The following is a 23,517-nucleotide window of genomic DNA, read 5'->3' on the forward strand; positions in this document are numbered from 1 at the left end:
GATTAACCACAAAGAAGCTGGGCTTTTCGGCCGCCAAGGCCAGGTGTGACCTGCACCCCACGATCAGCCCGGCCGCCAGATAAATCCGACTCACAACAATAATTCGGAGACGGCAATGGCCAAGCGATTGTTCGGCAAGCTTTACGTACAGGTATTGATCGGCGTAACCCTCGGGGTGCTGATCGGGGTGTTCTGGCCCCAGGTGGGCGCAGACTTGAAGCCCATCGGCGACGCCTTCATCAAACTGATCAAGATGGTCTTCGCCCCCATCATCTTCGCCACAGTGGTGCTGGGCATCGCCAAGATGGAAAACATGAAGGAACTCGGCCGCGTGGGTGTGCGCGCGCTGATCTACTTCGAAGTGCTGTCCACCTTTGCCCTGGTACTGGGGTTGGTGGTGGTCAACATCGTACAGCCCGGCCAAGGCATGAACGTCGACCCTGCCACCCTCGACGCCAAGAGCATCTCGACCTACACCGCTGCCGCAGCCGGGAACAGCGGCGGCTTCATCGACTTCATGCTGCATGTGATACCCGGTAGCGTGACCGACGCCTTCGCCAAGAACGAAATCCTGCCGATCCTGCTGTTCAGCACCCTGTTCGGCATCGCCCTCTCGCACCTCGGCCCTCGTGGCAAGCCCATGGTGGATGTGCTGGAGGCGTTCTCGCACGGTATGTTCTTCATCGTCGGCATGATCATGCGTGTAGCCCCGCTGGCCGCCTGCGGCGCCATGGCCTTCACCGTCGGCAAATACGGCCTGGGCTCCATCGTGTCGTTGGGCAAGCTGATGGCAACCATGTACCTGACCTGCTTCCTGTTCGTGGTGATCGTGCTGGGCACCATTGCCAGGTTGTCCGGCTTCAACTTGTGGAAGTTCCTCAAGTACCTGAAGGAAGAGCTGTTCACGGTGCTGGGCACCAGCTCGTCCGAATCGGTGGTGCCACAACTGATGAACAAGCTGGAAAAGGTCGGCGTGTCCAAACCGGTGGTGGGCCTGGTGATCCCCTCGGGCCTTACCTTCAACCCGGATGGCCAGTGCATCTACTACACCATGGCCGCCATCTTCATCGCCCAGGCCACCAACACCCCGTTGACCCTGATGGACCAACTGCTCGTGCTCGGTGTGCTGCTGCTCACCTCCAAGGGCTCCGCAGGGGTGACCGGTTCGGGCTTCATCACCCTGGCCGCAACCCTGGCGACCATGGACAACATCCCGGTGGCCGGCATGGTGCTGCTGCTGGGCGTGGACCGCTTCATGTCCGAAGCCCGCGCCATCACCAACACCATTGGCAATGCCGTCGGCACCGTGGCTATCGCCAACTGGGTCGGTGCACTGGACAAGCAACGCATGGCCCAGGCCCTGGACGGCCAGCTACCGGCAGAACCACAACCCACCGATACCCGCCCTGCCCTTGCACAACTGGAGGCCGGCACGCCCACACCCTGACCTTTCGATAACAGCAAAAAGAACCCGCCTTGTGATGCAGTGAGGAAATAATCATGGACAAAGAAACCGCCGTGTCATCGCTTACCGACGTGATGGCCAAGTTCACCGCCTATATCGGCAAACGCCTGCCCAAAGACGTGAAGGAAAAGACCGCCAAGTTGCGCGCCGCCGAAACCAACCCGCTGGCCATCGCCGTGTACGACTCGATGGCCGACAACCAGGAGTACGCCGACAAGCTCAACCGGCCCAGTTGCCAGGATACCGGCGTGATCCAGTACTTCGTCTCGGCCGGGGCGCGCTTCCCGCTGCTGGGTGAGATGGAAAGCATCCTCGAAAACGCCACCAAGGAAGCCACCATCCAGGGGCCGTTGCGCCACAACGCGGTGGAAACCTTCATCGAGAAGAACACCGGCACCAACACGGGCTCGAAAATCCCGTGGCTGGACTGGGAAATCATCCCCGATGCCGACTACGCCATCGTCGATGTGTACATGGCCGGTGGCGGCTGCACCTTGCCAGGTTCGGCCAAGGTGCTGATGCCGGGGCAAGGCTATGAAGGGGTGACCGAGTTCGTTTTCGATGTGATTACCTCTCGCGGGGTCAACGCCTGCCCGCCGTTGCTGGTGGGGGTAGGGGTTTCGACCTCGGTAGAGACAGCAGCACGCCTGTCGAAGAAGGCCATCCTGCGCGAGGTGGACTCCAGCCACCCCAACGAAAGCGCAGCAATGATGGAAAAGCTGCTGGAGGACGGGCTGAACGAAATCGGCATCGGCCCGCAGGGGCTCACCGGCAACAGCAGCGTAATGGGCGTGAACATCGAGTCCTCGGCCCGCCACCCCTCCACCATCGGCGTGGCAGTGTCCACCGGTTGCTGGGCGCACCGCCGCGGCAAGATCCGCATCAACGCCGACCTGACCTACGACATCCTCTCGCACGAAGGGGTAGTACTGTGAAAAAGATCCTGAGCACACCGATCAGCGACGAAGACCTGGCCAACCTCAACGTCGGTGACGTCGTCTACCTCACCGGCCAACTGGTGACCTGCCGTGACGTGGCACACCGGCGCCTCATCGAATTGGGCCGCGAACTGCCGGTTGACCTGCGTGGCGGTGCGATTTTCCATGCAGGCCCCATCGTCAGGAAGAAGGATGATGGCAGCTTCGAGATGGTTTCCATTGGCCCGACCACCAGCATGCGCATGGAAAAGTTCGAGAAGCAGTTCATCGAGCAGACCGGTGTGAAGCTGATTGTCGGCAAAGGTGGCATGGGGCCGGAAACCACCACCGGCTGCCTGGAAAACAAGGCGGTGCATGCGGTGTTCCCGGGCGGTTGCGCAGTGCTGGCTGCAACCCAGGTGGAAGAGATAGAGCGTGCGGAGTGGCAGGACCTGGGCATGCCGGAGACCCTTTGGGTGAACCGTGTTCGCGAGTTCGGGCCGCTGATCATCTCCATCGATACCAAGGGCAACAACCTGTTCGAGCAGAACAAGGCCCGCTTCAACGAACGTAAAGGGGCAGTGATCGAGAAGATCAACAGCCAGGTGCGCTTCATCAAATAACCAAGCCACTTTCGGGCCGCTGTGCGGCCCATCGCCGGCAAGCCAGCTCCCACCCCGATCGTATGAGCCTCAGGGCATATGCAGTCCCTGTGGGAGCCTGGCTTGCCGGCGATGGGCCGCGAAGCAGCCCCAAGACAAGCAAATCAAGCCTTCGACAGTTCGCCAATCTTCTCCAGCCGCGCCCGCACGATGTTGCGGCTGATGTTAAGCAACCGCCCTGTCTGCAACTGGTTGCCGTGGCAATACCGATACGCCGCCCTGAACACCGTCTCCTCGATGTGCTCATACAAATTCGGCACATTCTGCTCGAACAGCGCCAGCAACGCGCTTTCCAGGTCAGGCGGTGCTGCGCCCGCTGCAGGCAGATACGCATGCGCAACCGGCGCCGACACCTGTGGCCGCATATCGACCAGGTGCAGGTCCGCTGGCGCCACCACCTGATACCGGCACACCAGCAACGCATGGTGAATGGCATTCTCCAGCTCGCGGATGTTGCCCGGCCAACTATGCGCCAGCAATTTACGTTCGGCATCCGGGCTCAACGAAGCACGCTCGTAACCCAGGCGTCGGCAATGTTCCTCGATGAAGAATTCCGCCAGCGGCAGGATGTCCCCCGGCCGCTCGCGCAGCGGCGGCAAGCGAATCGTCGCCACATGCAAGCGGTAGAACAGGTCTTCACGAAAGTGCCCCGCCACCACCGCATCGGCCAGGTTGACGTTGGTCGCCGCCACCAGCCGCACGTTGATCGGGATCGGCGTACGTGAGCCGAGGCGCACCACTTCACGCTCCTGCAGCACCCGCAGCAACTTCACCTGCATGTTCAGCGGCAGGTCGCCGATCTCATCAAGGAACAGCGTGCCGCCATTGGCCGCTTCGAACCAGCCGGCCTTGTTGCTGGTGGCGCCTGTAAACGCGCCTTTCTCGTGGCCGAACAGCTCGCTCTCCACCAGGGTTTCGGCAAAGGCACCGCAGTTCACGGCCACGAAGGGTTCACGCCCACGGCGGCTGAGGTGGTGAATATGACGCGCAACCAGCTCCTTGCCGGTGCCGGTTTCGCCGATGATCAGGGTATTGGCCTCGCTGGGCGCCAGGCGCTCGATGCGGCTGAGCAGTTCCTGGGAGCGCGGGTCCTTGAACACGAGCACGGTGGCACGTACCGACTTGGTCAGCTCGCGGGCATTGGGGTGGGTGATCAGCGACATAGGGGCATTCCTGGCAGTTGACGCGCAGGCCAATAGTGCATGAAACAAATTAGATCAAAAAATTATTAATTAATATTTAGATATTCGAATTAAGAATATTGAAATTTTCAACAACCCATTGCTGCCACAGCAGCAACCCGGCAGCACTCCCCTGCCCGCCGATCAGCAGACCTTTACTCGCACGCCAACGTGTTCATGGCTGGAGGCCTTGTAAATAGGGGACTTCAGCCAATTTAAGGCATGCTGGCATGCATTTCGCTCCTGGCCTGTAGAACCTTTGCCTGGAGCTGCACATGAACAATCCCTGGCGTCATGCCCTCGCCCTGCTGGGCGGCCTGTTCCTCAGCCTGGCTGCGCTGGCAGCCGAGCCACCGGCGGCGGTGCGCATCGCCATTGTCGCGTTCACCCAGGGTGGAGCGCCGGTGTTCGGCGGCATCCCCGGGCGGGTGATCGAAGAAGGCTGGCTGGAACAGCAACTGGCCGCCCGCGGCGTGAAACTGCAATGGACCGCCCTGCCCCATGCCGGCGCCGGGCCGCAAATCAACGAAGGCTTCAGCAACGACAGCCTGGACTTTGCCGTACGCGGCGACCTGCCTTCGGTCATCGCTGGTGCCGGCCAGGTGCCGGGCAAGCTGGTGGTACCGGGTGGCAGCGGCAACAACATCTACCTGGTAGTACCGAGCAACTCGACGGTGCGCAGCATCCAGGACCTCAAAGGCAAGCGCCTGGCCTTGCACCGCGGCCGCCCGTGGGAGTTCGCCTTCAGCAATTTCCTGCAAAGCCAGGGCCTGGCACTCGGTGATTTCAAGATCGCCAACCTCAACCCGCAAGTAGGCGCCGCTGCGGTGTCCGCCGGCAAGGTCGACGCCGCCGTGCTGCTCAACGAAGCCTATGCCCTGGAAGACAAAGGCGTGGCGCGCATCCTCTGGTCGACCAAGCAAGGCGCCAACGACTGGCGGCTGGTGTCGGACCTGTGGGGCACTGACCGCTTCGTGCAGCAGCACGCCGACCTGACGCAACTGGTGGCCACCGCCTGGGTGCGCGCGGCCTGGTGGATCTCCCAGGAGCAGAACCGCGACGCCTACTACGGGTTGTCTTCGCGTGCCGGTGTGAGCGAAAGCGTGCTGCGCCGGGACGACCAGGACGACCCGGTCGCGTGGAAGGCACGCTGGGCGCCGAAAAGCGATGCCCAGCTCAAGGCCCACTACGACGCCCTGGGGCAGTACGCCCTGGCCAACCGGCTGATCCGAACGCCCTACGACATCACCAGCGACCTGGCCACGGGCTTTACCCGCCAGGCGCTGATCGACCTGCAACTGACCCACTACTGGCCGTCCCTCGACGCCCAGATCAGCCAACAACCTTGAGAGCCTTAACCCATGAAACTGCCTGCTTCGCTCGTCTTCGGCCTCAGCGCCCTGGCCCTGTCCGTCGGTGCCATGGCCGCCGAAACCTACGCGCCCAAACCCGACCCGCAGCAGGGCGATGGCCGTGTGTCGGCCTTCTACACCTGGAGCAAGGCCATCCCCGCCACTCCCGGGAAACTGCTGCGCAGCGAGCCGTTGGACCAGGCGCTCAGCCTGCCCAATGCGGCCAGCGCGCAACGCATTCTGTACACCTCGCTGGATGGCATCGACGGCAAGACCCCGATCGTGGTTTCCGGCGCATTGTTCATACCCAAAGGCAAGGCACCTGCGGGCGGCTGGCCGGTCGCCAGCTGGGGCCACGGCACCGTCGGCGTGGCAGATATCTGCGCGCCGTCCTGGGCTGGCCGCAGCTACCGCGACGTGCAATACCTCAACCGCTGGCTCGATGAAGGCTACGCCATCGTCGCCACCGACTACCAAGGCCTCGGTGTACCGGGCGGCCACCCGCTGCTGAACAACCGCATGGCGGCCTACGGCATTCTCGATGCTGCCAAGGCTGTGGTAGCCGGTGTGCCAGGGCTGGCAGACAAAGTGCTGATCATAGGCCAGTCGCAAGGTGGCGCGGGGGCCTTTGCCGCGGGTGCCTATGCGGCGACCTATGCGCCCAAGCTGGGCGTCAAGGGCAGTATCGGCACGGGGGTGATCTACACCGTGGGCTCGAAGAATGTCGGTGAACAGGACCAGGACAAGGTCGACCCGGCCCTGGCCTATGGCTTCTACACCCTGCTGGCAGCGCAGCAGTACGACCCGAGCATCGACCCGCGCGACTTCTACACCGACAAAGCCTTGCCGCTGTTCGAACAGGCGCGCACCAGCTGCCTGTCAGCCTTGGTCAGCGACGTGGTCGGCACAGGCCTGACCCCGGCCAACGCCAAGAAAGACTACAAGGGCGACCAGCTCAAGCCATGGCTGGCGCAGGTGTCGTACCCGACCCTGAAACTGGCCCAGCCGATCTTCATCGGCACCGGCGCCGAGGACAAGACCCCCGCCGCCGCCACCCAGGTGGCGCTGATGCAGGCCGCCTGCAAGGCCGGCTCGGTGGTGCAGGGCCACCTGTACAAGGGCCTGGGCCACAGCGAAACGGTGAATGCCTCGCTGAAGGACTCGATCCCCTTCGCCCGCCAGGTCATCAGTGGCCAGCCAGTTACCCCCAATTGCAGCCCAAGCGTCCAGTAAGGAGGCCAGCCCATGAGCATCGAATTCTTCACCCGCCTGCCCTTGCATGGCGAAACCCAGTTCCTCCCCGGCGACCCGCGCAACCGCGGTGACTGGCATGCGGGTGGGCCCAGTACCGGTGCGGTGTCGGGTTTCGCCGTGGGTGATCACTTCACCTATATCGACTACCTCGGCCAAATCGCCCGCGCCGCTGAAATAAACGGCTTTGGCGGCGCGCTGATGGTCAACGCCCCCACCGGCGAAGAGCCATGGACGGTGTGCTCGCTGCTGGCCCGGGAAACCCGCACGCTGAAATTCGTCACCGCGTTCCAGCCCTATCACTACACCCCGTGGGTGGCTGTGCAACAGGCCGCGACCTACCAGCGCGCCACCGGCAACCGCCTGGTGTGGAACATCATCAACGGCGGCTCCGATGCCATCCAGCGCCAGGTTGGCGACTTCGAAGACCATGACCAGCGCTACGCCCGTGCCACCGAATTCATGGACGTGGTGCGCGGCTATTGGCACAACGAGCAGTTTCACTACGAAGGTACCTACTACCGCGCCGAAGGCGGTGGCCTGCGCGGCCCGCTGAAAAAAGCCGAGCTGCCGCTGATCTGCACCGCTGGCTCGTCGGTGGCAGCGCGGGAGTTCGCCGCCAAGCACGCCGACTTCTACCTGATGCGCGCCGAGCACCCGGACGAAATTGCCGCGCTAATCGCCGACATCCGCGCCCGCGCGCTGAAGTGGGGCCGTACCGACATCCGCTTTGGCCTGTCCATCGACGTGATCGCCCGTGACTCCGAAGCAGCCGCACTGGCGGAGGCCAAGCGTTTCTTCGACGAAGGCGTGGCCAAGGGCACGGTCAAGGCCCGCGCCGCCCACGCCGGCCTGCGCACGGCGCGCAAGCTGAGCTACGAGCACGGCTACAGCGACCAGGACGAGCAGCAGGCGTTCGACGACTTCTTCATCCACCCCAATGTGTGGACCGGCTTCGGCTACATCGGCGTCCCGCCGGGCTGTGCGCTGGTGGGCAGCTATGCCAACGTGGTGGCGCGTATCCGCGAGTACCACAGCATCGGTGTCGACCTGTTCTTCCTCGCCGGCTACCCGCATCTGGAGGAGGCCTATCGCATCGGCGAGCATATCCTGCCGCACTTCCGTGCGCAGCGTGCAGCCATTGCCCGCCCGGCAGGCCAACCCGTGCAACTGCACGTCAGCAACGGGGCCTGACGCCATGGCCTGGGACGGTTACCCACTGAGCCGGCGCGGCTTCCTCGGCCACGCCGGCGTGCTGGCGGGCGGGCTACTGGCCGGCTGCGGCCCCGCCGACAGCCCGACCCATGCCGCCACCGACCAGCCGCGCCATGGCGGGCGCCTGCGCCTCGGCATCATCGACGGCAACCAGAGCGGCAACCTCGACGCCCACAAGCCCATCGGCAGCGGCATCGTGCGTGGCTTTGCCCTGTACAGCAAGCTGTGGGAATGGGACGAGCAGATGCAGCCGCGCCTGGCCCTGGCCGAGTTCGCCGAGCCCAACGCCGATGCCAGCGGCTGGACCTTGCGGCTGAAACCTGGGCTGGAATTCCACCACGGCAAGACCATCGACGCCGATGACCTGATCTTCTCCATCCGCCGCCTCACCGACCCGCAGCTGGCCTCGCCCTATGCGGCGCTGCTGCACTGGGTGGACCGCGACAACCTGGTCAAGCTGGACGACCGCACCGTGCGCCTGGGCTTTCGCGAAGGGCGCAGCTACCTGCCGCTGCCGGAAACCTGGGTCAACTTCGGCGGCATCGTACCGGTGGACTACCACCCGGTCACCAACCCGGTCGGTGCCGGGCCGTACAAACTGAAAAGCTTCACCCCGGGCCAGCGCTCGTTGTTCACCCGCTTCGACAACTACTACAAACCTGGCAAGCCCTATGCCGATGAACTGGAGATCATCGACTTCAAGGAGCAGACCGGCCGCCTGGCGGCGTTGCGTGCCGGGCAGATCGACATGGCCAACGTCATGTCCACGGAGCACCTGCAGGTGCTGCAGGCCGACCCACGGCTGCGGCTGCTGAAGTCAGTGAGTGGCAACTGGCTGTCGTTCGACATGAACACCGCCAAGGCGCCGTTCGACGACCCGCGCGTGCGCGAGGCATTCCGCCTGCTGGCCGACCGCGAGGAACTGGTGCGCCGTGCGCTGAATGGCCAGGGCCGGGTGGCCAACGACCTGTATGCACCGTTCGATCCCACCTTCGATCACAGCATCGGCCCGCGCCCTTACGACCCGCAGCGGGCAGCGCAGTTGCTGCGCGAAGCCGGCCATGAACAGTTGCAGGTGGACCTGGTGACCACACCAGGGCCGGGGCTGGCTTCGGCCCTGGTCTTGGCCGAGCAGGCCCGACGTATCGGCGTCACCCTCAACGTGCGCCAGGTCGACCTGGCCACCTTCCAGGGCCCACAGCGCGACGACTGGACCTTGAGCACCGGCGGCAGCATCGGTGCGCCGTACCTGGCCAGTGCCATCCACACCGACGCGCCGTTCGCAGTAGCCAACAAGACCCACTTCCACGACCGCGAATTCAGCGAGGCCTTCCTCGCTGCCATGGCCCAGCCGGACCTGGAAAAACGCAAGGCGCTGGTGCACCGCGCGCAACGCATTCAGTACGAGCGCGGCGGCATGCTGATCTGGGGCTTTGCCGACCTGCTCGACAGCGTCAGCACCCGCGTGGGTGGCGCGCAGGCGGAGCAGTCGCTGTTCAGTACCTGGCGCTTCGAGAGCCTGTGGCTCAGAAGTTGACCTGCAGGCCCTCTACCGCCTGTCCCGGCCCTATCGCCGGCAAGCCAGCTCCCACAGGGATGGCGCCAGCCTTCAAGCCCATGCAGTCCCTGTGGGAGCTGGCTTGCCGGCGATAGGGCCGGGACAGGCAACACAAAAAACAAACCAACCGCAGGCGCGGCTGCGCCCTCGTTTCTCCCACATTCCTGCTATTGAACGAGGCCCAGCCAATGCCCCGCGTTACCTTGCTGCACCCCAAATTCCAGCCCAGCGCACTGGCGCTGGCCATTCTGGCCGCCAGCGCGCCGCTGGCCCACGCCGAAGACACCCAGCTGCAAACCGTCACCGTGCAGGCCGAACAGCCCGATGACGACGCCCTGCCCAGCCGCCCGCCAGCCTCGATCTACGGCGGCCTGGAAGCCAAGGTGCTGGACACCCCGCGCTCGGTCACCCAGATCAACGCCGGGCAACTGGCCAACGACCCGATCCGCAGCTCCGACGACCTGGTCAAGTACGCCCCCGGCATCACCCGCGGCGGTGGCCAGAACGCCGGCATCGCCCCGCAGATGCGCGGGCAGAACACCGAGGTGTTCCAGGATGGCCAGCGCGCCTACGGGGTTCGCCACCCGGCCAACTTCAACGCCTACGAAGGCGCCGACATCGTCGCCGGGCCGTCGTCAGTGACCTACGGTTCGGTCAGCGGCAGTGGCGGCTACGTCAACTACCTGAGCAAGAAGCCCGATTTCAACCGTTTCCGCACCAGGCTCAGCGGCGAAATCGGCAGCTGGATCCCCGATGGTGAATCACGCGATGCCACCAGGTTCAGCATCGACAACACCGGCCCGCTGACGGACAACCTGGCTTACCGGGTGAGCATCACCCGCCAGCGCCAGGAAGACTTCTACGACAACGTCGAGAACAACTTCGACGCCTTCTACGGTGCCCTCGCCTGGCGCAACGACAACCTTCGGGTCGACTGGAACGCCGCCTACGATGACTACTACGACTACAACATCACCCACGGCTGGAACCGCGCCACCCAGGACCTGGTCGACCACGGCAAGTACTACGCCGGCCGCGCCACCCCAATCATCCAGAACGGCAACACCCTGTGGTCACCGGTGCTGTCATCCGGTGCAGCCGACGCCCAGGTGCTCGGCTGGGTGCAGCGCCAGCGCAATGCCCAGGGCCAGTACCCGGTGGTCAACGGCAGCTTCCAGGGCGCATCGCCCAACACCCAGGCCAACCCCGGGAGCCTGCGTGGCTGGGTCTATGACCCGGCGCTGGCGGGCAACGGCCTGACCTCGCTATCGTCACAAACCGGCCAGCGCGCGCAGGACGAAAACCGTTCGCGGCGCTTTACCACGCAACTGCGCGTCGAAGGCGACCTGACCCCGTCGATCACCTTGGCCAACAGCACCTTCTACCAGCACTCCACCGACACCACAGATGCCGTCGGGGCGTTCCAGGTGCAGGGCAAGGACGACATCTTCGACAACCGCTTCGAGTTCCGCGCCCGTGGCCAACTTCAGCTGGGCGACCTGACCCTGATCGACGACAGCAACACCGGGCTGGTCTACCGCCGCGAGCGCAACGAGTCGATCGCCGCCAACAACAGCTTCGGCAGCACCATCAACGCCTATGACCTGACCCTCGACCCTACCTTGAAGAACCCCGGCGACCTGCTTGGCCTGAGCGGCCGCAACCCCGCCGGTGGCAACGCTGCCTGGATCGGCCAACCCGGTGTGCCGCAGTTTTCCAGCTACTACGGCTGGCTCAACCTGCCCGCCATGTACCCGGCCGGGCATGGCCTGTATGCCGAGTCGGTAGCGCCCTACACCGCCGACAGCACCTGGACCACCAAGACCCTGTTCAGCCAGCACAACCTGCGCCTGGGCGAGCGTGGGCCTGAACGTGGGTGCCAGCCGCAGCTGGATCGACGCGCGCATCGAAAACCCCTTTGTGCTGCCCGGCGGCAACCCGCGCAAGGACTCGGACAACTACCGGCTGTTCTCGGTGCAGGTCAGTCCCTATTTCAAACCCACGGAAAACAGCACGCTGTACTACACGTTCGACCGTTCCCTCGCGGTGAATACCGGCTTCTTCACCAATGGCCTGGGCTGGGGCAGCGGCACGGGGGCCAACCAGCTCAACCCCCTGGCCTTCGAGAGCCTGAGCGTGTTGCATGAGGTGGGTTTGAAAGTGGAGGCTCTGCCCGACCAGCTGTTCTTCACCCTGGCTGCCTACAAGCAGGCCCGCGACCAGTCACCGGACAGCAACAACAATATCGCCCGGCTGATCGTCAAAGGCTGGGAAGCGACCCTGCGCTACCAGGACCTGCACCTGCGCGGCGGCCTCAACCTCAGCCGCATCAGCGCCTACAACGAGTTCACCAGCCAGGCCGGGTTTGCCTCGGCCGGCTTCATCCCCGACAACGGCACCGTGTTCGGCGACAACAACAGCCTCAACCAGCGCCCGTCCGGCAAGTTCGATGCGGTGCAGATCCCCGAATACAACGCCGGCGGGTATGTCGACTACCGCTTCGACTCAGGGTTTGGCGTCGAGCTTTCCGGCTGGTGGACCAGCAGCTGGTACTTGAACCTGAGCAAGACGGTGAAAGTGCCGGACGAATACAACCTCGACCTTGCCGTGTACTACCGCCAGCCGCAGTGGGGCGTGACGGTGCGCATGCTCAACGTCACCGACGAGCTGAATTTCGTCAGTGGCCTGGCTGGCTCCACCAACACCTTCCTGCAACCGATGCCGGGCCGTACGCTGCTGGCCCAGGTCGATTACCAGTTCTGATCATCCTCAACCTGAAAGGCCTCAGCCATGTCCATTGAATTTGTCGGCATGATCTTCCCCCGCCAGTGGTCCGAGACCCGTGGCGTACGCACACCCGACTTCGACCTGCCATTCATCCGTCACCACGCCCGCGCCCATGAGCATGCCGGGTTCGACCGGGTGCTGATCGCCAGCGGCCCGGGCAGCGCCGACAGCCTGCAGATAGCCGCCTACGCTGCCGCGCACACCGAACGCCTGGGTTTCATGATTGCCCACCGCCCGGCCCTGACCGCGCCGACGGTGGCCGCACGGGCATTCGCCACCCTCGACCACACCACCGGCGGCGGGCGCATCCGCCTGCATGCGATCACCGGTATCACCGCCGAGCCGCAAGAGGGGGATACGCTGCTGGACAAGACCGAGCGCTACCGGCGTGCCGACGAATACCTGGAGATAGTCCGTCGCACCTGGACGGCCGAGGAGCCGTTCGACTTCGAGGGCCGCTACTTCAATATCAAGGGTGCCTTTTCACCGGTGAAGCCGCTGCAGCAGCCGCATATCCCGATTTCCTTCGGAGGCTCGTCCGACATCGCCTACCAGATCGCCGTCAAGCATGCGGATCTGTATGCCCTGTGGGGTGAGCCGCTGAGCGGCGTCGCCGAACAGATCGGCAAACTCAAGGCTGCCGCCAACGCCGCAGGCGTAGCGGCGCCGAGGGTCAGCTTGTCGGTACGGCTGATCCTGGGTGCCACCGAGGAGCAAGCCTGGCAGCGTGCCGAGCAGATCCTCGCGCAGATCAAGGCCAACCCACAGTTTGCGGCGGACAGCCCTTGGCAGAAGCGCATCAAGGGCACCGGCTCCGAACGCCTGCTCGCCGCTGCCGCCCGCGCCGACCGGCATGACCGGGCGTTGTGGATGCCGACGGCGACTGCGGTGGGCGCCTATGGCGATACTACCGCGCTGGTAGGCACGCCGGAGACCGTGGCCCAGGCGCTGCTCGATTATGTCGACCTTGGGGTGACCACCTTTCTCAACCGGGGCTACGACCCGCTGTATGACACGGTGGATTACGGGCGCTGGGTGATTCCAGCGGTGCGCGAGGAAGTTCGGCGCCGCCAGGCCCGGTTTGTGGGGTGAAGGTGGGGGGGTATGGCTTTGGGGTGCATCTGGGTTGCCGGGTGCATCCCCCCAAGGCAAGCACCTAGAGGCCAACCCGCAACCTCGGCGAATGCTCCACCAGCGTGCGGGTATAAGCATCAACCGGTCGCCCCAGAACCTGATCGGCAATACCCTGCTCCACCACCCGCCCCCGGCGCAACACCAGCACGCGGTCGGCAATCGCCCGCACCACCCCAAGGTCATGGGTGACGAACAACAAGGTCACCCCCTCCCCCTGCAATCGCTGCAGCAAGGCCAGTATCGATGCCTGCACCGACACATCCAGCGCGGAAGTGATCTCGTCACACACCAGCAGCTTCGGCTCGCAGATCAACGCCCGGGCAATCGCCACGCGCTGGCGCTCGCCACCGGACAAGCTATGCGGATACAAGTCGGCCACACGCGCCGGTAGCGACACCCGCGCCAGCACGGCCTCGACCCGCTCGCGCGCTTCACCACCGCGTACCCCGAAGAAGTGCGCCAACGGCGCGCTGAGCGTTTGCCCGATGGTCTGCCTTGGGTTCAACGCACGATAGGGGTTCTGGAACACGTACTGGATCTGGTGACGCAGCCGGGCATCGCGTTCGCGCGCGGCAAACGCCAAAGGCTCGCCGGCGTAGCTCATTTGCCCCTGAACGTTTTCGCCCAGCCCGGCAATGGCCCTGGCCAGGCTGGTCTTGCCCGAACCCGACTCGCCCACCAGCGCCAGGCACTCTCCTTGGCCCACCCGCAGGGAAACATCGAACAGCACCTGCCGATCGTAAGCGACATCCAGCCCGCAGACCTCCAGCAACACCACTTTGCCCCGCGCAGCAGCGGCCTCGGCAGCCACCTCACCCATGGGCAGCGGCTCTCGGTGCGGCACCAGGCAGGCCACCCGATGCCCGCCGTCATGCGCCAGCAAAGACGGCTCGATCACTGCACACTCTGCACGACGCCTGCCGCAGCGCGGCGCAAACGCACAGCCGTCCGGGCGTTGTCCTGGTGCCGGCGCATGCCCGGCAATCGCCTGCAACGGCTGGCGCCGGGCAATGTCGGGAATGGCCGCAAGCAACGCGCGGGTGTAGGGATGCAGCGGTGCGCGGAACAACCCTTCGCGCCCGGCCACTTCCACCAGCCGCCCGGCGTACATCACCATCACCCGGTCGACCAGGTCGCGCACCACCGCCAGATCATGGGTGACGTACAGCGCCGCCACACCTTGGTCACGGCACAGGCGCTTGAGGGTCTGCAGCACATGGGCCTGGGTAGTCACGTCCAGCGCCGTGGTGGGCTCGTCGAGTACGATCAGCTTTGGCCGCAAGACGAACGCCAACGCCAGCATCACCCGCTGCTGCTGCCCGCCAGACAGTTGATGCGGGAACCGCCGCAGGAAGGCGTCGTCATCGGGCAGCCCCACATCCAGCAGGGTTTGACCGATGCGCTGGCGCACCGCTTCACGCGACAGCGCAGGCTGGTGCGCCAACAAGGTTTCACGCAGCAAAGCCCGCAGGCGCAGCGCAGGGTTTAGCGCCGTGGCCGGGTCCTGGGCCACGTAGCCGACCAGCCCGCCACGGGCCAGGCGCAAGGCCTCGCCTTCGAGTTCGAGCAGCGATTGCCCGGCCACCACCACTTGCCCGCCCACAATGCGCGCGCCCTGCCGGGCATGGCGCAGCAACGCCGTGGCCAAGGTGGTCTTGCCCGAGCCGGACTCGCCCACCAGGCCAACAATTTCGCCTGCCGCAACGCTGAACGACACCTCGGCCAGCACATCGACCTGCCCGGCCAGCTCTACCCGCAGGTCGCTGACTTGCAACACTTCACTTGCCACATTCAACAGCGCGCTCATGGCTGCTTCTCCCCAATCCTTGCACTGGCCCGGCCAATCCCTTCGGCCAGGATGTTGGTGCCATAGGCAAACACCCCGATCAGCAATGCAGGTGCCAGTACGGCCCAGGGCTGCACCAGCAGGCCGGCCTGGTTTTCGTTGATCATGAGGCCCCAGTCCGCCGCCGGCGGTGCCACCCCGTAGCCCAGAAAACTCAAGCCGGACAGCATGCCCACCGCCCAGGTCAGCATGTTGCCGAAGTGCACCAGCAGGGGCGTGAGGATGTTCGGCAGGATTTCATGAAAGAGGATGCGCCACCGCGGGTAACCCATCATCTGCGCCGCCTCGACGTACTCCTGCCCGGCCACCGCCACGGCACTGCCGCGGGCCAGACGGACCACCCCCGGGGTAAAAGCGATGGCCACAGTCAGCACGATCAGCCAAGGTGCACGGCCGAGCATGGACACGATCAGCAGCACCAGGATCAGGTCCGGAAACGCCAGCGATACGTCCGCCGCCCAGCTGATCGCCTGGTCCAGGCGCCTGCGCGAGAACCCGGCCAACAGGCCCAGGCTGCCGCCAGCCAGCAATGCGAGGGTGGCTGCTGCCACCGACATCCACAGCACCGACAGGCCGCCGCTGAGCAACCGAGAGAGCAGGTCGTGGCCCAGAAAGTCGTGCCCCAGCGGTGCCCCGGCAGCCGGGGGGCCGTACACCGGCCCGACCATCGCCGTGGGCGCATGAGGTGCCAGCCAGGGGCCGAAAGCGGCCAGCAGCGCCACCAGCAAGGTGATCACGGCGCCACGGCGCACCTGTGGGTCGGCCAGCCAACGGGATTCAATCATGGGTCGCCTCCTGGGCAGGGGTGCTGCGCCCGCGTCGCCACCAGGGCCGAATGCCGCGCCGGATACGGCGGATCATCCGCACCCGGCGCGCCGTGCGCAGCTTGGGGGTGAGCAATACCGTCAACAGGTCGGCCAGCAGGTTGATCAACACCACCGCCAGGGTAATGACCAGCACCACGCCCTGGATCATCGGCAGGTCGCGCATCTGTATCGCCGCGTTCAATGCAGTGCCGATACCCGGGTAGCTGAAGATCACCTCGGCCAGCAGCGCACCGCCAACCAACGTTCGCAGGGTCAGCGCCACGCCCTGGATCGCGGGAGTCAGGGCATTGGGCAAGGTGTGCCGCCAGACGATGCGCCGCTCGGGCACACCCCGCAGGCGCGCGGCGATCACATACTCGGACTCCAGCGCCTCGATCATCGAGGCCCGCACCATGCGCGTGAGGTACGGCAGCGCCGTCAGGCTCAGGGCCAGCACCGGCAGCACCAGCGACGGCCACTGCCGCCACAACGGCAACTGCGGGTCGAGGATCGACACCGCCGGCAGCCAGCCCATGCCCGGCATGGAAAACAGCAGCACCAGGCCGATGGCCAGCAAAAAGCCCGGCGTGGCCTTGAGCAGAATCAGCGCCGACAGCCCCCAGCGGTCCAGCCGGCTGTCACGCCGCAGGGCCAGGCTCACCCCCAGCAGCAGGGCCACCGGCACCACCAGCGCCAACACCCCGATCAGCAGGGCCAAGGTATGGCCCAAGCGGCCGAACAGCAGCTGCGCCACCGGTACCTGTGAGTCCAGCGAAATGCCCAGGTCCCCGCTCAACGCTGCGCCCAGCCAGCGCAGGTACTGCACCAGGATTGGCTGGTCGAGGCCCAGTTGCCGTTGCAGGGTGAGGATGCTTTCCAGTGGCGCATCCGGGCCGAGGATCACCCGTGCCGGGTCCGAAGGCAGCGCCTGGGTGGCGATGAACACCACCAGGCTGATCACCCAGGCGGTCAGCAGCCCGTAACCGAGGCGGCCGATGAACCAGGCCAGCCAGGCCGGCGTGCGGGGCGTGTGTCGAGGATCAGGCATTGGGGTTCAACCAGAGTTCGTCAAAACGCCAAGAGGCGAAGGTGGTCTGTTCCGGGGCAAGTCCGCCAACCTTGGCCGACGCCGCATCGAGCACGTCGGAAAAGCCCCAGATCAGCAACCCGCCACGTTCGTGCTGGATGGCCTGGGCTTCGTGGACCAAGGCCGTGCGCCGCACCAGGTCGGGTTGGGCCAGGGCCTGCTGGAACAGTTCGGTAAAGCGCGGGTCGTGGAAGTTACTGCGGTTGTAGATGGCCTGCGGGGCATCGTTGTGCAGCGCCGAGGCAAGAAAGCCACGCGCCGGGGTCGAGCCCGGCGACAGCTGCCATTGCTCGCGTTGCGGGCCGTTGAAGACGGACCCGTCCACCTGATTGACCTTCACCTGCACCCCGGCCTTCAGGGCCTGCTGGGCAAACACCAGCGCGGCGTTGACGCCAGGCCCTGGCGTGGTGGTCAGTTCCACACGCAAATCGTCCTGCCCCGCCTGGCGCAGCAGCGAGCGGGCCTGGTCCAGGTCGTACGGGCGCTGGGCAATGGCGTGGTTGTAGGTGGGGTCGTGGGGCGAATACAGGTCGTTGGCAACCCGTCCAAAGCCATTGAGCCCACGTGCCACCAGTTCCTGGCGGTCGGCCAGCAGGCGAAATGCCTGGCGTACCCGTACGTCCTGGAACGGCGCCTTGGCCAGGTTCAGGTTGAAGCCGGTGAACGAGGTGCTGGGTGAGGCATACAGGCGAAGCCGTGGGTCGGCCTTGAGCAACGCGCTGTGCTCGGCCTGCACGCCACTGGCCACGTCGATCTGACCGGCGCGCAGCGCTGCGGCCCGCGACACCTGGTCCTTGAATTCGATGATTTCCAGCTCCTCCGCAAAAGGGCGGTTGGGCTTGTAGTAGTTTTCAAAACGGGTATAGAGCGAGCGCTGGCCAGGTATGAAGCTTTTCAGCCGATACGGCCCGGCACCGACCGGGTTGGCCACCGGGTGGTAGTCGGTGGGCACGATGCCGCCGAAGCTGATCAGCGTTTCATCCAGCGGGTAGAAGCTTTGCCCCTGCTTGAAACGTATTTCGACAGTGCGCTCGTCCAGCTTGCGCAGGGCCTGCCGATCGATAGCGCCGACCAGCCCGGCGAAGGGCGAGGCCAGTTGCGGGTCGGTCAGGCGCAGGATGGAAAACAGCATGTCGTCGGCGGTGATGCTTTTGCCGTGGTGAAACTCCAGCCCAGGCTTCAGGCGGATGGTCCAGGCGCTGGCGTCGGCATTCGGCTCGGCGAACTCGGCCAGTGCCAGGCGCGTGCTGACGTCGGCGTTCCATTCCCAGAACTTGGCGTAAAGCGCCCAGCCACGGATGATGCCGCCGCCCACCGGCTTGTGCGCATCAAGGTTGCCGGCCTGGTCGCCATCGATAATGCCTACCCGCAAGCGCCCACCGCGCACCGGCGTACCCTGCAGCGCCGCACTGGCGGCCGCCGGCGCGCCGTTGTCGCAGCCACTGAGCAGCCCGCCGCCGAGCAGCAGGCTGCCGCCAACAGCCAGGCTGTTGCCGAGAAACACCCGGCGCGAAAACAACTCGCTCATCACCCTCTCCTTACGCCGGTTGCGCCACGCCGGGCTTGCTGACTGCGCCCAGGCGCGGCACCTCGAAGCCATGGTCCAGGTCCAGCAGCGGGAACAGCAGGTCTGCCACCCTGTGCGCCTCATCGATCAGCGGGAAGCCCGACAGGATGAATGCCGACGTGCCCTGGGCCTCGTACTCACGGATCCGCTCGGCGACCTGTTCGGCGCTGCCGACCAGGTAAGTGCCGGCGGCAGGGCCGAGGATGTTGAAGCCGAACAGGCTGGGGCCCAGCCAGACGTTGGGGTAGATCTCCAGCTCGCGGGCCGTGGGCAGGCGCCCGGCGCGGATGCTGTCGAGGTTGCGCTGGATGCGCGGGTCGTCGCTGAGGTAGCTGTCGAAGGTTTGCCCGGCAGGCAACTGGCGTTCGATGGCCGCGCGCGCGGTGGCTAGCGAGGTGCGCTGCAACAGGCGCTCTGCATGGGCCCAGGCCTCTTCCTCGGTTTCGCGCACGATCACTTGCAGGCGGGTGCCGTAGGTCAGTTCGCGGCCGATCCTGGCCGCCTCGGCTGCCACCCGGCGGAACTTGTCGCCGAGCTTTTGCGGGGTGTCGGCGAAGCTCAGGTAGACATCGAGCAGTTGCACCGAATGGGCCACGCCCGGTGCCGACGTGCCGGCGCCCCACAGCGGGATGCCGGGCTTTTGCCTGGGTGGGTGCCAACCGCCCAGCGGGTGATGGGCTGCGGCGGGCGAACGGGGTGACAGCTTGACGTAGCGGCCGTCGTAACCCGCCGTTTCGCCCGCGTAGAAGCTTTGGAAGGCGCGCCAGTATTCCAGGCTGAAGTCGTAGCGTTCGTCGTGCGGGTAATGCACGCCCAATGTGGCCAGGCCGGCGTCGTTGCCGTTGACCACGTTGAACAGCAGGCGGCCGTTGGAGAACTGGTCAAAGGTGAGCGCCCATTTGGCCAACACCGCTGGCGACAACTCGCCCGGGTGCTGGGCGACCAGAAAGCGCAGGCGCTTGGTGGCGTCGATCAGCGCTGCCGACACGGCCAGGCTTTCGTTGGGGCTGGAGCCGAGCAGCGAGCCGTAGTAGCCCAGGCGGTCCGCGGCGATGGCCAGTTGCTTGAGGTGTTCGAAGTCGGTGTGCCAACGGCCTTCGGGTTCCCAGGGGTACGGGCCGTCGGGGGTGGTGAGGTACCAGAGGATTTTTACTGCCATGGGGCGGGTCCTTTTCAGATGAGGTGTTTGAGGGCAGGCCTCTGGGGCTGCGGCGCAGCCCTATCGCGACGCAAGGCCGCTCCCACATTGGTCGGCGTACGCATGTCCTTGTGGGAGCGGCCTTGTGTCGCGATAGGGGCGCAAAGCGCCCCCAGCGATCGCATCAGTTGCGCCGATCGATGCCAGGCACCAGGCCCAGTTCGGTTGCACGGTCGTACAACCCGCTCATCTTCCACTGCTGGGTCAGCACCCCCGGCCCGTAAGGCCGCGACCCGCCCAGGGCATCGGCCAGCAACTGGATCTGCGCCCCCTCCTCCAGCAACAGGATGAACTCCGCCGTGGCCCGCAGCCCCTGCTTGCCCCACACCGTGGCGCCGCCGTTGGCTTCCAGGATTGCCAGGTTGAACGGGTTCTCGGCGATCTTGTCGAGGATGAAGTCCACCTCGGCCTGGCGCCGGTCGATGTACACCGGCAGCTCGCGGGCCAGCTGGTAGCGCTGCACCGGCACGTAGTGGAACGGCAAGGTGCGGTGGGTTTGCGCCCAGGCACCCAGGTAAGGGCTGTGCACGTGCGACACGGTGGTGACGTCGGGATGGGTCTGGAACAGCTTGGTATAACGCCCAAGGCCGCCTTTGCCCTTGCCGACGATGACGTTGCCGGCAAAGTCGGTAACGGTGGCCTGCAACGGCTTGCGATGGTTCCACGGCCCGCCGTAGTTCACCGACACCAGCAGCTCTTCACCCGGCACACGCTCGATGAAACCGACCGTGCCATTGGCGGTGATGGTGTTGGTTTCGCGAAAGACGCTGAAGGCCGCTTCGGCTTCGGCCACTACCTGGTCGATGAAGGCTTGCAGTTCGGCAGTGATGGGGCGTTCGTTGATCAGTACGGTCATGTTCAATCTCCAGTCAGGTCAGGCGCGGCATTGGGCCAGCAGTTCATGGGCAGCTTGCAGAGGCCGCGGGTCGACCCAGTCGGCAATGTCGAAATCGGCTTCGAGGAAACCGTGCAGGTACAGGAAGTCTTTTTGTGTGCCGAGGAAGGCCAGCCGCTGTGCGGACAGGTCCGGCGCCAGGGTGGTGTGGAAGTCACCGCGGTAGGCCTCGGCCACGCCCTGGCTGCCCGCACGGGTTTCTTCTTCGAGAATGCGGTTGAGCGCGTCACGGTTGCCGGCTGCCCACTCGGCGGCACGCAAGGTCTGGGCAAGGAAGCGCGCCACCAGGTCGAAATGGTTGTCGAGCAGGCGCTGATGCACGGTGATCGGCCGCGGGGTGCCGTTGTTGATGCGGTGGCGTGGGTCGGGCAGCAGGTCGAGGTCGACGCCGACCACCAGGCCCAGCCGGCGTGCGGCATCGGCGGCCGCCGCGCCTTTCACGTACACGGCATCGACTTCACCGCGCGCCAGGTATTCCAGCCCCGACCATAGCCGCTGCAAGCCCAGCTCCGGGGTGGCGGCACTGGCCTGGTCGAGCAGGGCCACTTCCACCAGTTGCACGTCATCGAGGTGCAGGCCTGCCGATGCCAGGGCGCCTTTGTAACCGTGAAGGCTCATGGCCCGGGCAATGCTGCCCGGCCGGCTGTCGCCCCAGGCCGGCAGCGCCAGGCGTTTGCCGTGCAGGTCGGCGGCGCTGCGGATGCCGGAATCCGGGCGGACCAGGATGGTTTGCCATTCCTCGATCCAGGTCAGGCCGATCAGCCGGCTGGGCGAGCCGGCCGCACGCGCCGCCAGCGCCGGCACGTTGCCGCCTTCGCGAAACAGCCCAGGCAGTTGGTGATCGTAGTGGTGATGGCCAAGCTGACGGGCCTCCTGCAGGGTCGAGACGGGCAAGCCATCGGCAGCAAACTCTTGCTCAAGCCAGCCGAGCTTGTAGGCCAGGCCTGAGGCGGTGGGCACCGGGCAACGCGTGAACCAGATGCGTTCCAGGGCGGATGGGTCGTCTGCCAGGCGTTTTGCTGTGGGGGTTGCGAAGGTCATGGGGGGGCTCCTTGGGCGTCGTGCAGGCACCATTGCAGTGTGCGTGCCAACCGCTGGAGGCCTTGATTTACCTGGGTTTTAGTATTTTTTCAGGGAGCTGGGTGCTTGGCTGGGAGCAGGATTGCGGGTGGGGTGCTGCCAGATCAGCAGGGTGGCTGCTGCTGGCGCAGCAAGAGCTTGTACAAGCCACGCAGGCTGGGGCCTGAAGAGGGGTGGCAAAGATATTGCTCTAGGGCTTGGTACCGCGGTGTGGCCATTCGCGGGCATGCCCGCGAAACAGGCGCACTAGCCCTTCAGACAATTCGAGACCCCACCATGAGTGCCATAGAACCCTCCCCCGCCCGCCACCTGACCAGCGAAGCCGACGCCATCGAAACCGCCCGCCAGGTGGCCGCGCAAATCGCCGAACTGGCCGCCGACCCGCGCAACAACGGCCAGCTCCCCCACCGCCAGGCCGAGCTGTTGTCCAGCAGCGGCCTGACCGCCATCGCTGTGCCCGCCCAGTTCGGCGGCCTAGGTGCCTCGGTGCAGACCGTGGTCGAAACCGTGCGCCTGGTCTCCACTGCCGACGGCGGTGTAGGCCAGTTGCTGCAAATTCACAACGTGATGCTGCGCGGCATCTTTACCGGCTACCCCGATGAAGTACGCGACCGGCTGATTGCCGACGTGCTCGCCGGCAAGCGCTTCGGCAACGCACTGGCCGAAGTCGGCGGCAAGAACAAGTTCGCCCTCAAGACCCGGGTCGAGCGCCGCGCCGATGGCCAGTGGGTACTCAACGGCAGCAAGTTCTACTCCACCGGTTCCTACCTGGCCGAGTGGATCTCGCTGACCGCCGCCAGCGAAGACGGCGGCGTCGGCGTGCTGCTGCATCGCGACACCCCCGGGCTGACCCTGATCGATGACTGGCAAGCCTTCGGCCAGCAGAACTCGGTAAGCGGTACGGTAAATTTCGACAACATCGTGCTCGACGAGCGCTACCTGACCCGCCGTGCCGGGCCGATGAAGCGCACCGGCCTGACCTTCCCGCAGATCCTCCACGCCGCCATCGACACCGGCATCGCCGCTGGCGCCTTGCAGGCGGCTGTCGAGTACCTGCGCGAGCATGCCCGGGCCTGGGTGGAGAGCGGCGTAGAGCGCGCCAGTGACGAGCCGCATGTCATTCGCCAGATCGGTGAGTATGCCGTGGCGCTGCGCGGTGCCGAGTCGGTGCTGCGCGAGGCGGCGCGGGTGTTCGACGAACACGAGCGCGACCCGGAAAACAAGGCGTTGCAGGATGAGCTGATCTTGTCGGTAGCTACCGCCCGTGCGCATTCCGATGCTGCATCGCTGAAGATTTCCAGTGACCTGTTCTCGTTGCTGGGGGCCAGCGCTTCGCTGAGCAAGTGGAACCTCGACCGCTTCTGGCGCAATGCCCGGGTGCACACCACCCACGACCCGATCCGCTGGCGGCTGCACAACGTGGGCAACTACTACCTGAACGGGGCCGACCCGGGGGAGTACACGGCGGTGCTCAATGCCAAGGAGAGCCAGGGCGCTACCCGCCGTTGAATCCATT

General features: G+C 65.4%; 17 protein-coding genes and 1 pseudogene. 10 read left to right on the forward strand and 8 right to left on the reverse strand.

What is annotated here, in order from left to right; all coding sequences use genetic code 11:
• The first annotated feature begins 115 nt into the window (after window positions 1–115).
• Genes PP4_RS16635 through ttdB form a run of 3 tightly spaced genes read left to right on the forward strand, consistent with a single transcriptional unit; the run spans window position 116 to window position 3,005 of the window.
• On the forward strand, window positions 116–1,447 hold the full coding sequence (locus PP4_RS16635) for a dicarboxylate/amino acid:cation symporter (protein ID WP_016500366.1): 1,332 nt from the start codon (window positions 116–118) through the stop codon (window positions 1,445–1,447).
• 53 nt (window positions 1,448–1,500) lie between these two features.
• Entirely contained in the window at window positions 1,501–2,400 is a 900-nt protein-coding gene (gene ttdA / locus PP4_RS16640; protein ID WP_016500367.1) for a L(+)-tartrate dehydratase subunit alpha, read from the forward strand.
• Entirely contained in the window at window positions 2,397–3,005 is a 609-nt protein-coding gene (ttdB, locus tag PP4_RS16645) for a L(+)-tartrate dehydratase subunit beta (protein WP_003259286.1), read from the forward strand. The genes ttdA and ttdB overlap by 4 nt, the downstream gene beginning before the upstream one ends.
• Window positions 3,006–3,148: 143 nt before the next feature.
• On the opposite strand, the gene PP4_RS16650 is transcribed toward ttdB, so the two are convergent.
• Entirely contained in the window at window positions 3,149–4,207 is a 1,059-nt protein-coding gene (locus PP4_RS16650; protein ID WP_016500368.1) for a sigma-54 interaction domain-containing protein, read from the reverse strand.
• Window positions 4,208–4,500: 293 nt separating this feature from the next.
• On the opposite strand from PP4_RS16650, the gene PP4_RS16655 reads away from it, so the two are divergent.
• The 6 genes and pseudogenes from PP4_RS16655 (at window position 4,501) to PP4_RS16680 (ending at window position 13,480) form a co-directional block, all read left to right on the forward strand.
• A complete protein-coding gene (locus PP4_RS16655) occupies window positions 4,501–5,574 on the forward strand; it encodes an ABC transporter substrate-binding protein (RefSeq protein WP_016500369.1) in 1,074 nt (357 codons plus the stop codon).
• 12 nt (window positions 5,575–5,586) lie between these two features.
• Window positions 5,587–6,810, forward strand: a complete 1,224-nt coding sequence (locus PP4_RS16660) for a lipase family protein (protein WP_016500370.1) — start codon at window positions 5,587–5,589, stop codon at window positions 6,808–6,810.
• 12 nt (window positions 6,811–6,822) lie between these two features.
• Window positions 6,823–8,022 (forward strand): LLM class flavin-dependent oxidoreductase, encoded by a 1,200-nt coding sequence (locus PP4_RS16665; protein WP_016500371.1) that lies wholly within the window; start codon window positions 6,823–6,825, stop codon window positions 8,020–8,022.
• 4 nt (window positions 8,023–8,026) lie between these two features.
• Window positions 8,027–9,580 (forward strand): ABC transporter substrate-binding protein, encoded by a 1,554-nt coding sequence (locus tag PP4_RS16670; protein WP_016500372.1) that lies wholly within the window; start codon window positions 8,027–8,029, stop codon window positions 9,578–9,580.
• Window positions 9,581–9,789: 209 nt separating this feature from the next.
• Window positions 9,790–12,364: pseudogene (locus PP4_RS16675) on the forward strand (TonB-dependent receptor).
• Window positions 12,365–12,391: 27 nt separating this feature from the next.
• Complete coding sequence (locus PP4_RS16680; protein WP_016500375.1) at window positions 12,392–13,480, forward strand: LLM class flavin-dependent oxidoreductase; 1,089 nt, start codon at window positions 12,392–12,394, stop codon at window positions 13,478–13,480.
• A gap of 64 nt (window positions 13,481–13,544) precedes the next feature.
• Here PP4_RS16680 and PP4_RS16685 read toward each other — a convergent pair whose 3' ends face one another.
• From PP4_RS16685 to PP4_RS16715, 7 genes are all read right to left on the reverse strand, one after another.
• Window positions 13,545–15,329 (reverse strand): dipeptide ABC transporter ATP-binding protein, encoded by a 1,785-nt coding sequence (locus tag PP4_RS16685; protein WP_016500376.1) that lies wholly within the window; start codon window positions 15,327–15,329, stop codon window positions 13,545–13,547.
• Window positions 15,326–16,153, reverse strand: coding sequence for an ABC transporter permease (locus PP4_RS16690; RefSeq protein WP_016500377.1), 828 nt, complete (start codon window positions 16,151–16,153; stop codon window positions 15,326–15,328). Before PP4_RS16690 ends, PP4_RS16685 begins: the two co-directional genes overlap by 4 nt.
• Window positions 16,146–17,222 (reverse strand): ABC transporter permease, encoded by a 1,077-nt coding sequence (locus PP4_RS16695; protein WP_016500378.1) that lies wholly within the window; start codon window positions 17,220–17,222, stop codon window positions 16,146–16,148. Before PP4_RS16695 ends, PP4_RS16690 begins: the two co-directional genes overlap by 8 nt.
• Complete coding sequence (locus PP4_RS16700; protein ID WP_016500379.1) at window positions 17,215–18,789, reverse strand: ABC transporter substrate-binding protein; 1,575 nt, start codon at window positions 18,787–18,789, stop codon at window positions 17,215–17,217. The genes PP4_RS16695 and PP4_RS16700 overlap by 8 nt, the downstream gene beginning before the upstream one ends.
• A 10-nt stretch (window positions 18,790–18,799) precedes the next feature.
• The gene (locus PP4_RS16705; RefSeq protein WP_016500380.1) at window positions 18,800–19,987 is read right to left on the reverse strand and encodes an LLM class flavin-dependent oxidoreductase; all 1,188 of its coding nucleotides are present in this window, start codon (window positions 19,985–19,987) and stop codon (window positions 18,800–18,802) included.
• A gap of 163 nt (window positions 19,988–20,150) precedes the next feature.
• On the reverse strand, window positions 20,151–20,882 hold the full coding sequence (locus PP4_RS16710) for a class II aldolase/adducin family protein (RefSeq protein WP_016500381.1): 732 nt from the start codon (window positions 20,880–20,882) through the stop codon (window positions 20,151–20,153).
• Window positions 20,883–20,900: 18 nt separating this feature from the next.
• Window positions 20,901–21,962 (reverse strand): ABC transporter substrate-binding protein, encoded by a 1,062-nt coding sequence (locus tag PP4_RS16715; RefSeq protein WP_016500382.1) that lies wholly within the window; start codon window positions 21,960–21,962, stop codon window positions 20,901–20,903.
• A 315-nt stretch (window positions 21,963–22,277) separates the two neighbouring features.
• Between PP4_RS16715 and PP4_RS16720 the strand changes: the two genes are divergently transcribed.
• A complete protein-coding gene (locus tag PP4_RS16720) occupies window positions 22,278–23,510 on the forward strand; it encodes an acyl-CoA dehydrogenase family protein (RefSeq protein ID WP_016500383.1) in 1,233 nt (410 codons plus the stop codon).
• Window positions 23,511–23,517: the final 7 nt, after the last annotated feature.

Origin of the sequence: Pseudomonas putida NBRC 14164, from assembly GCF_000412675.1 — a bacterium.
Lineage (GTDB): Bacteria > Pseudomonadota > Gammaproteobacteria > Pseudomonadales > Pseudomonadaceae > Aquipseudomonas > Aquipseudomonas putida.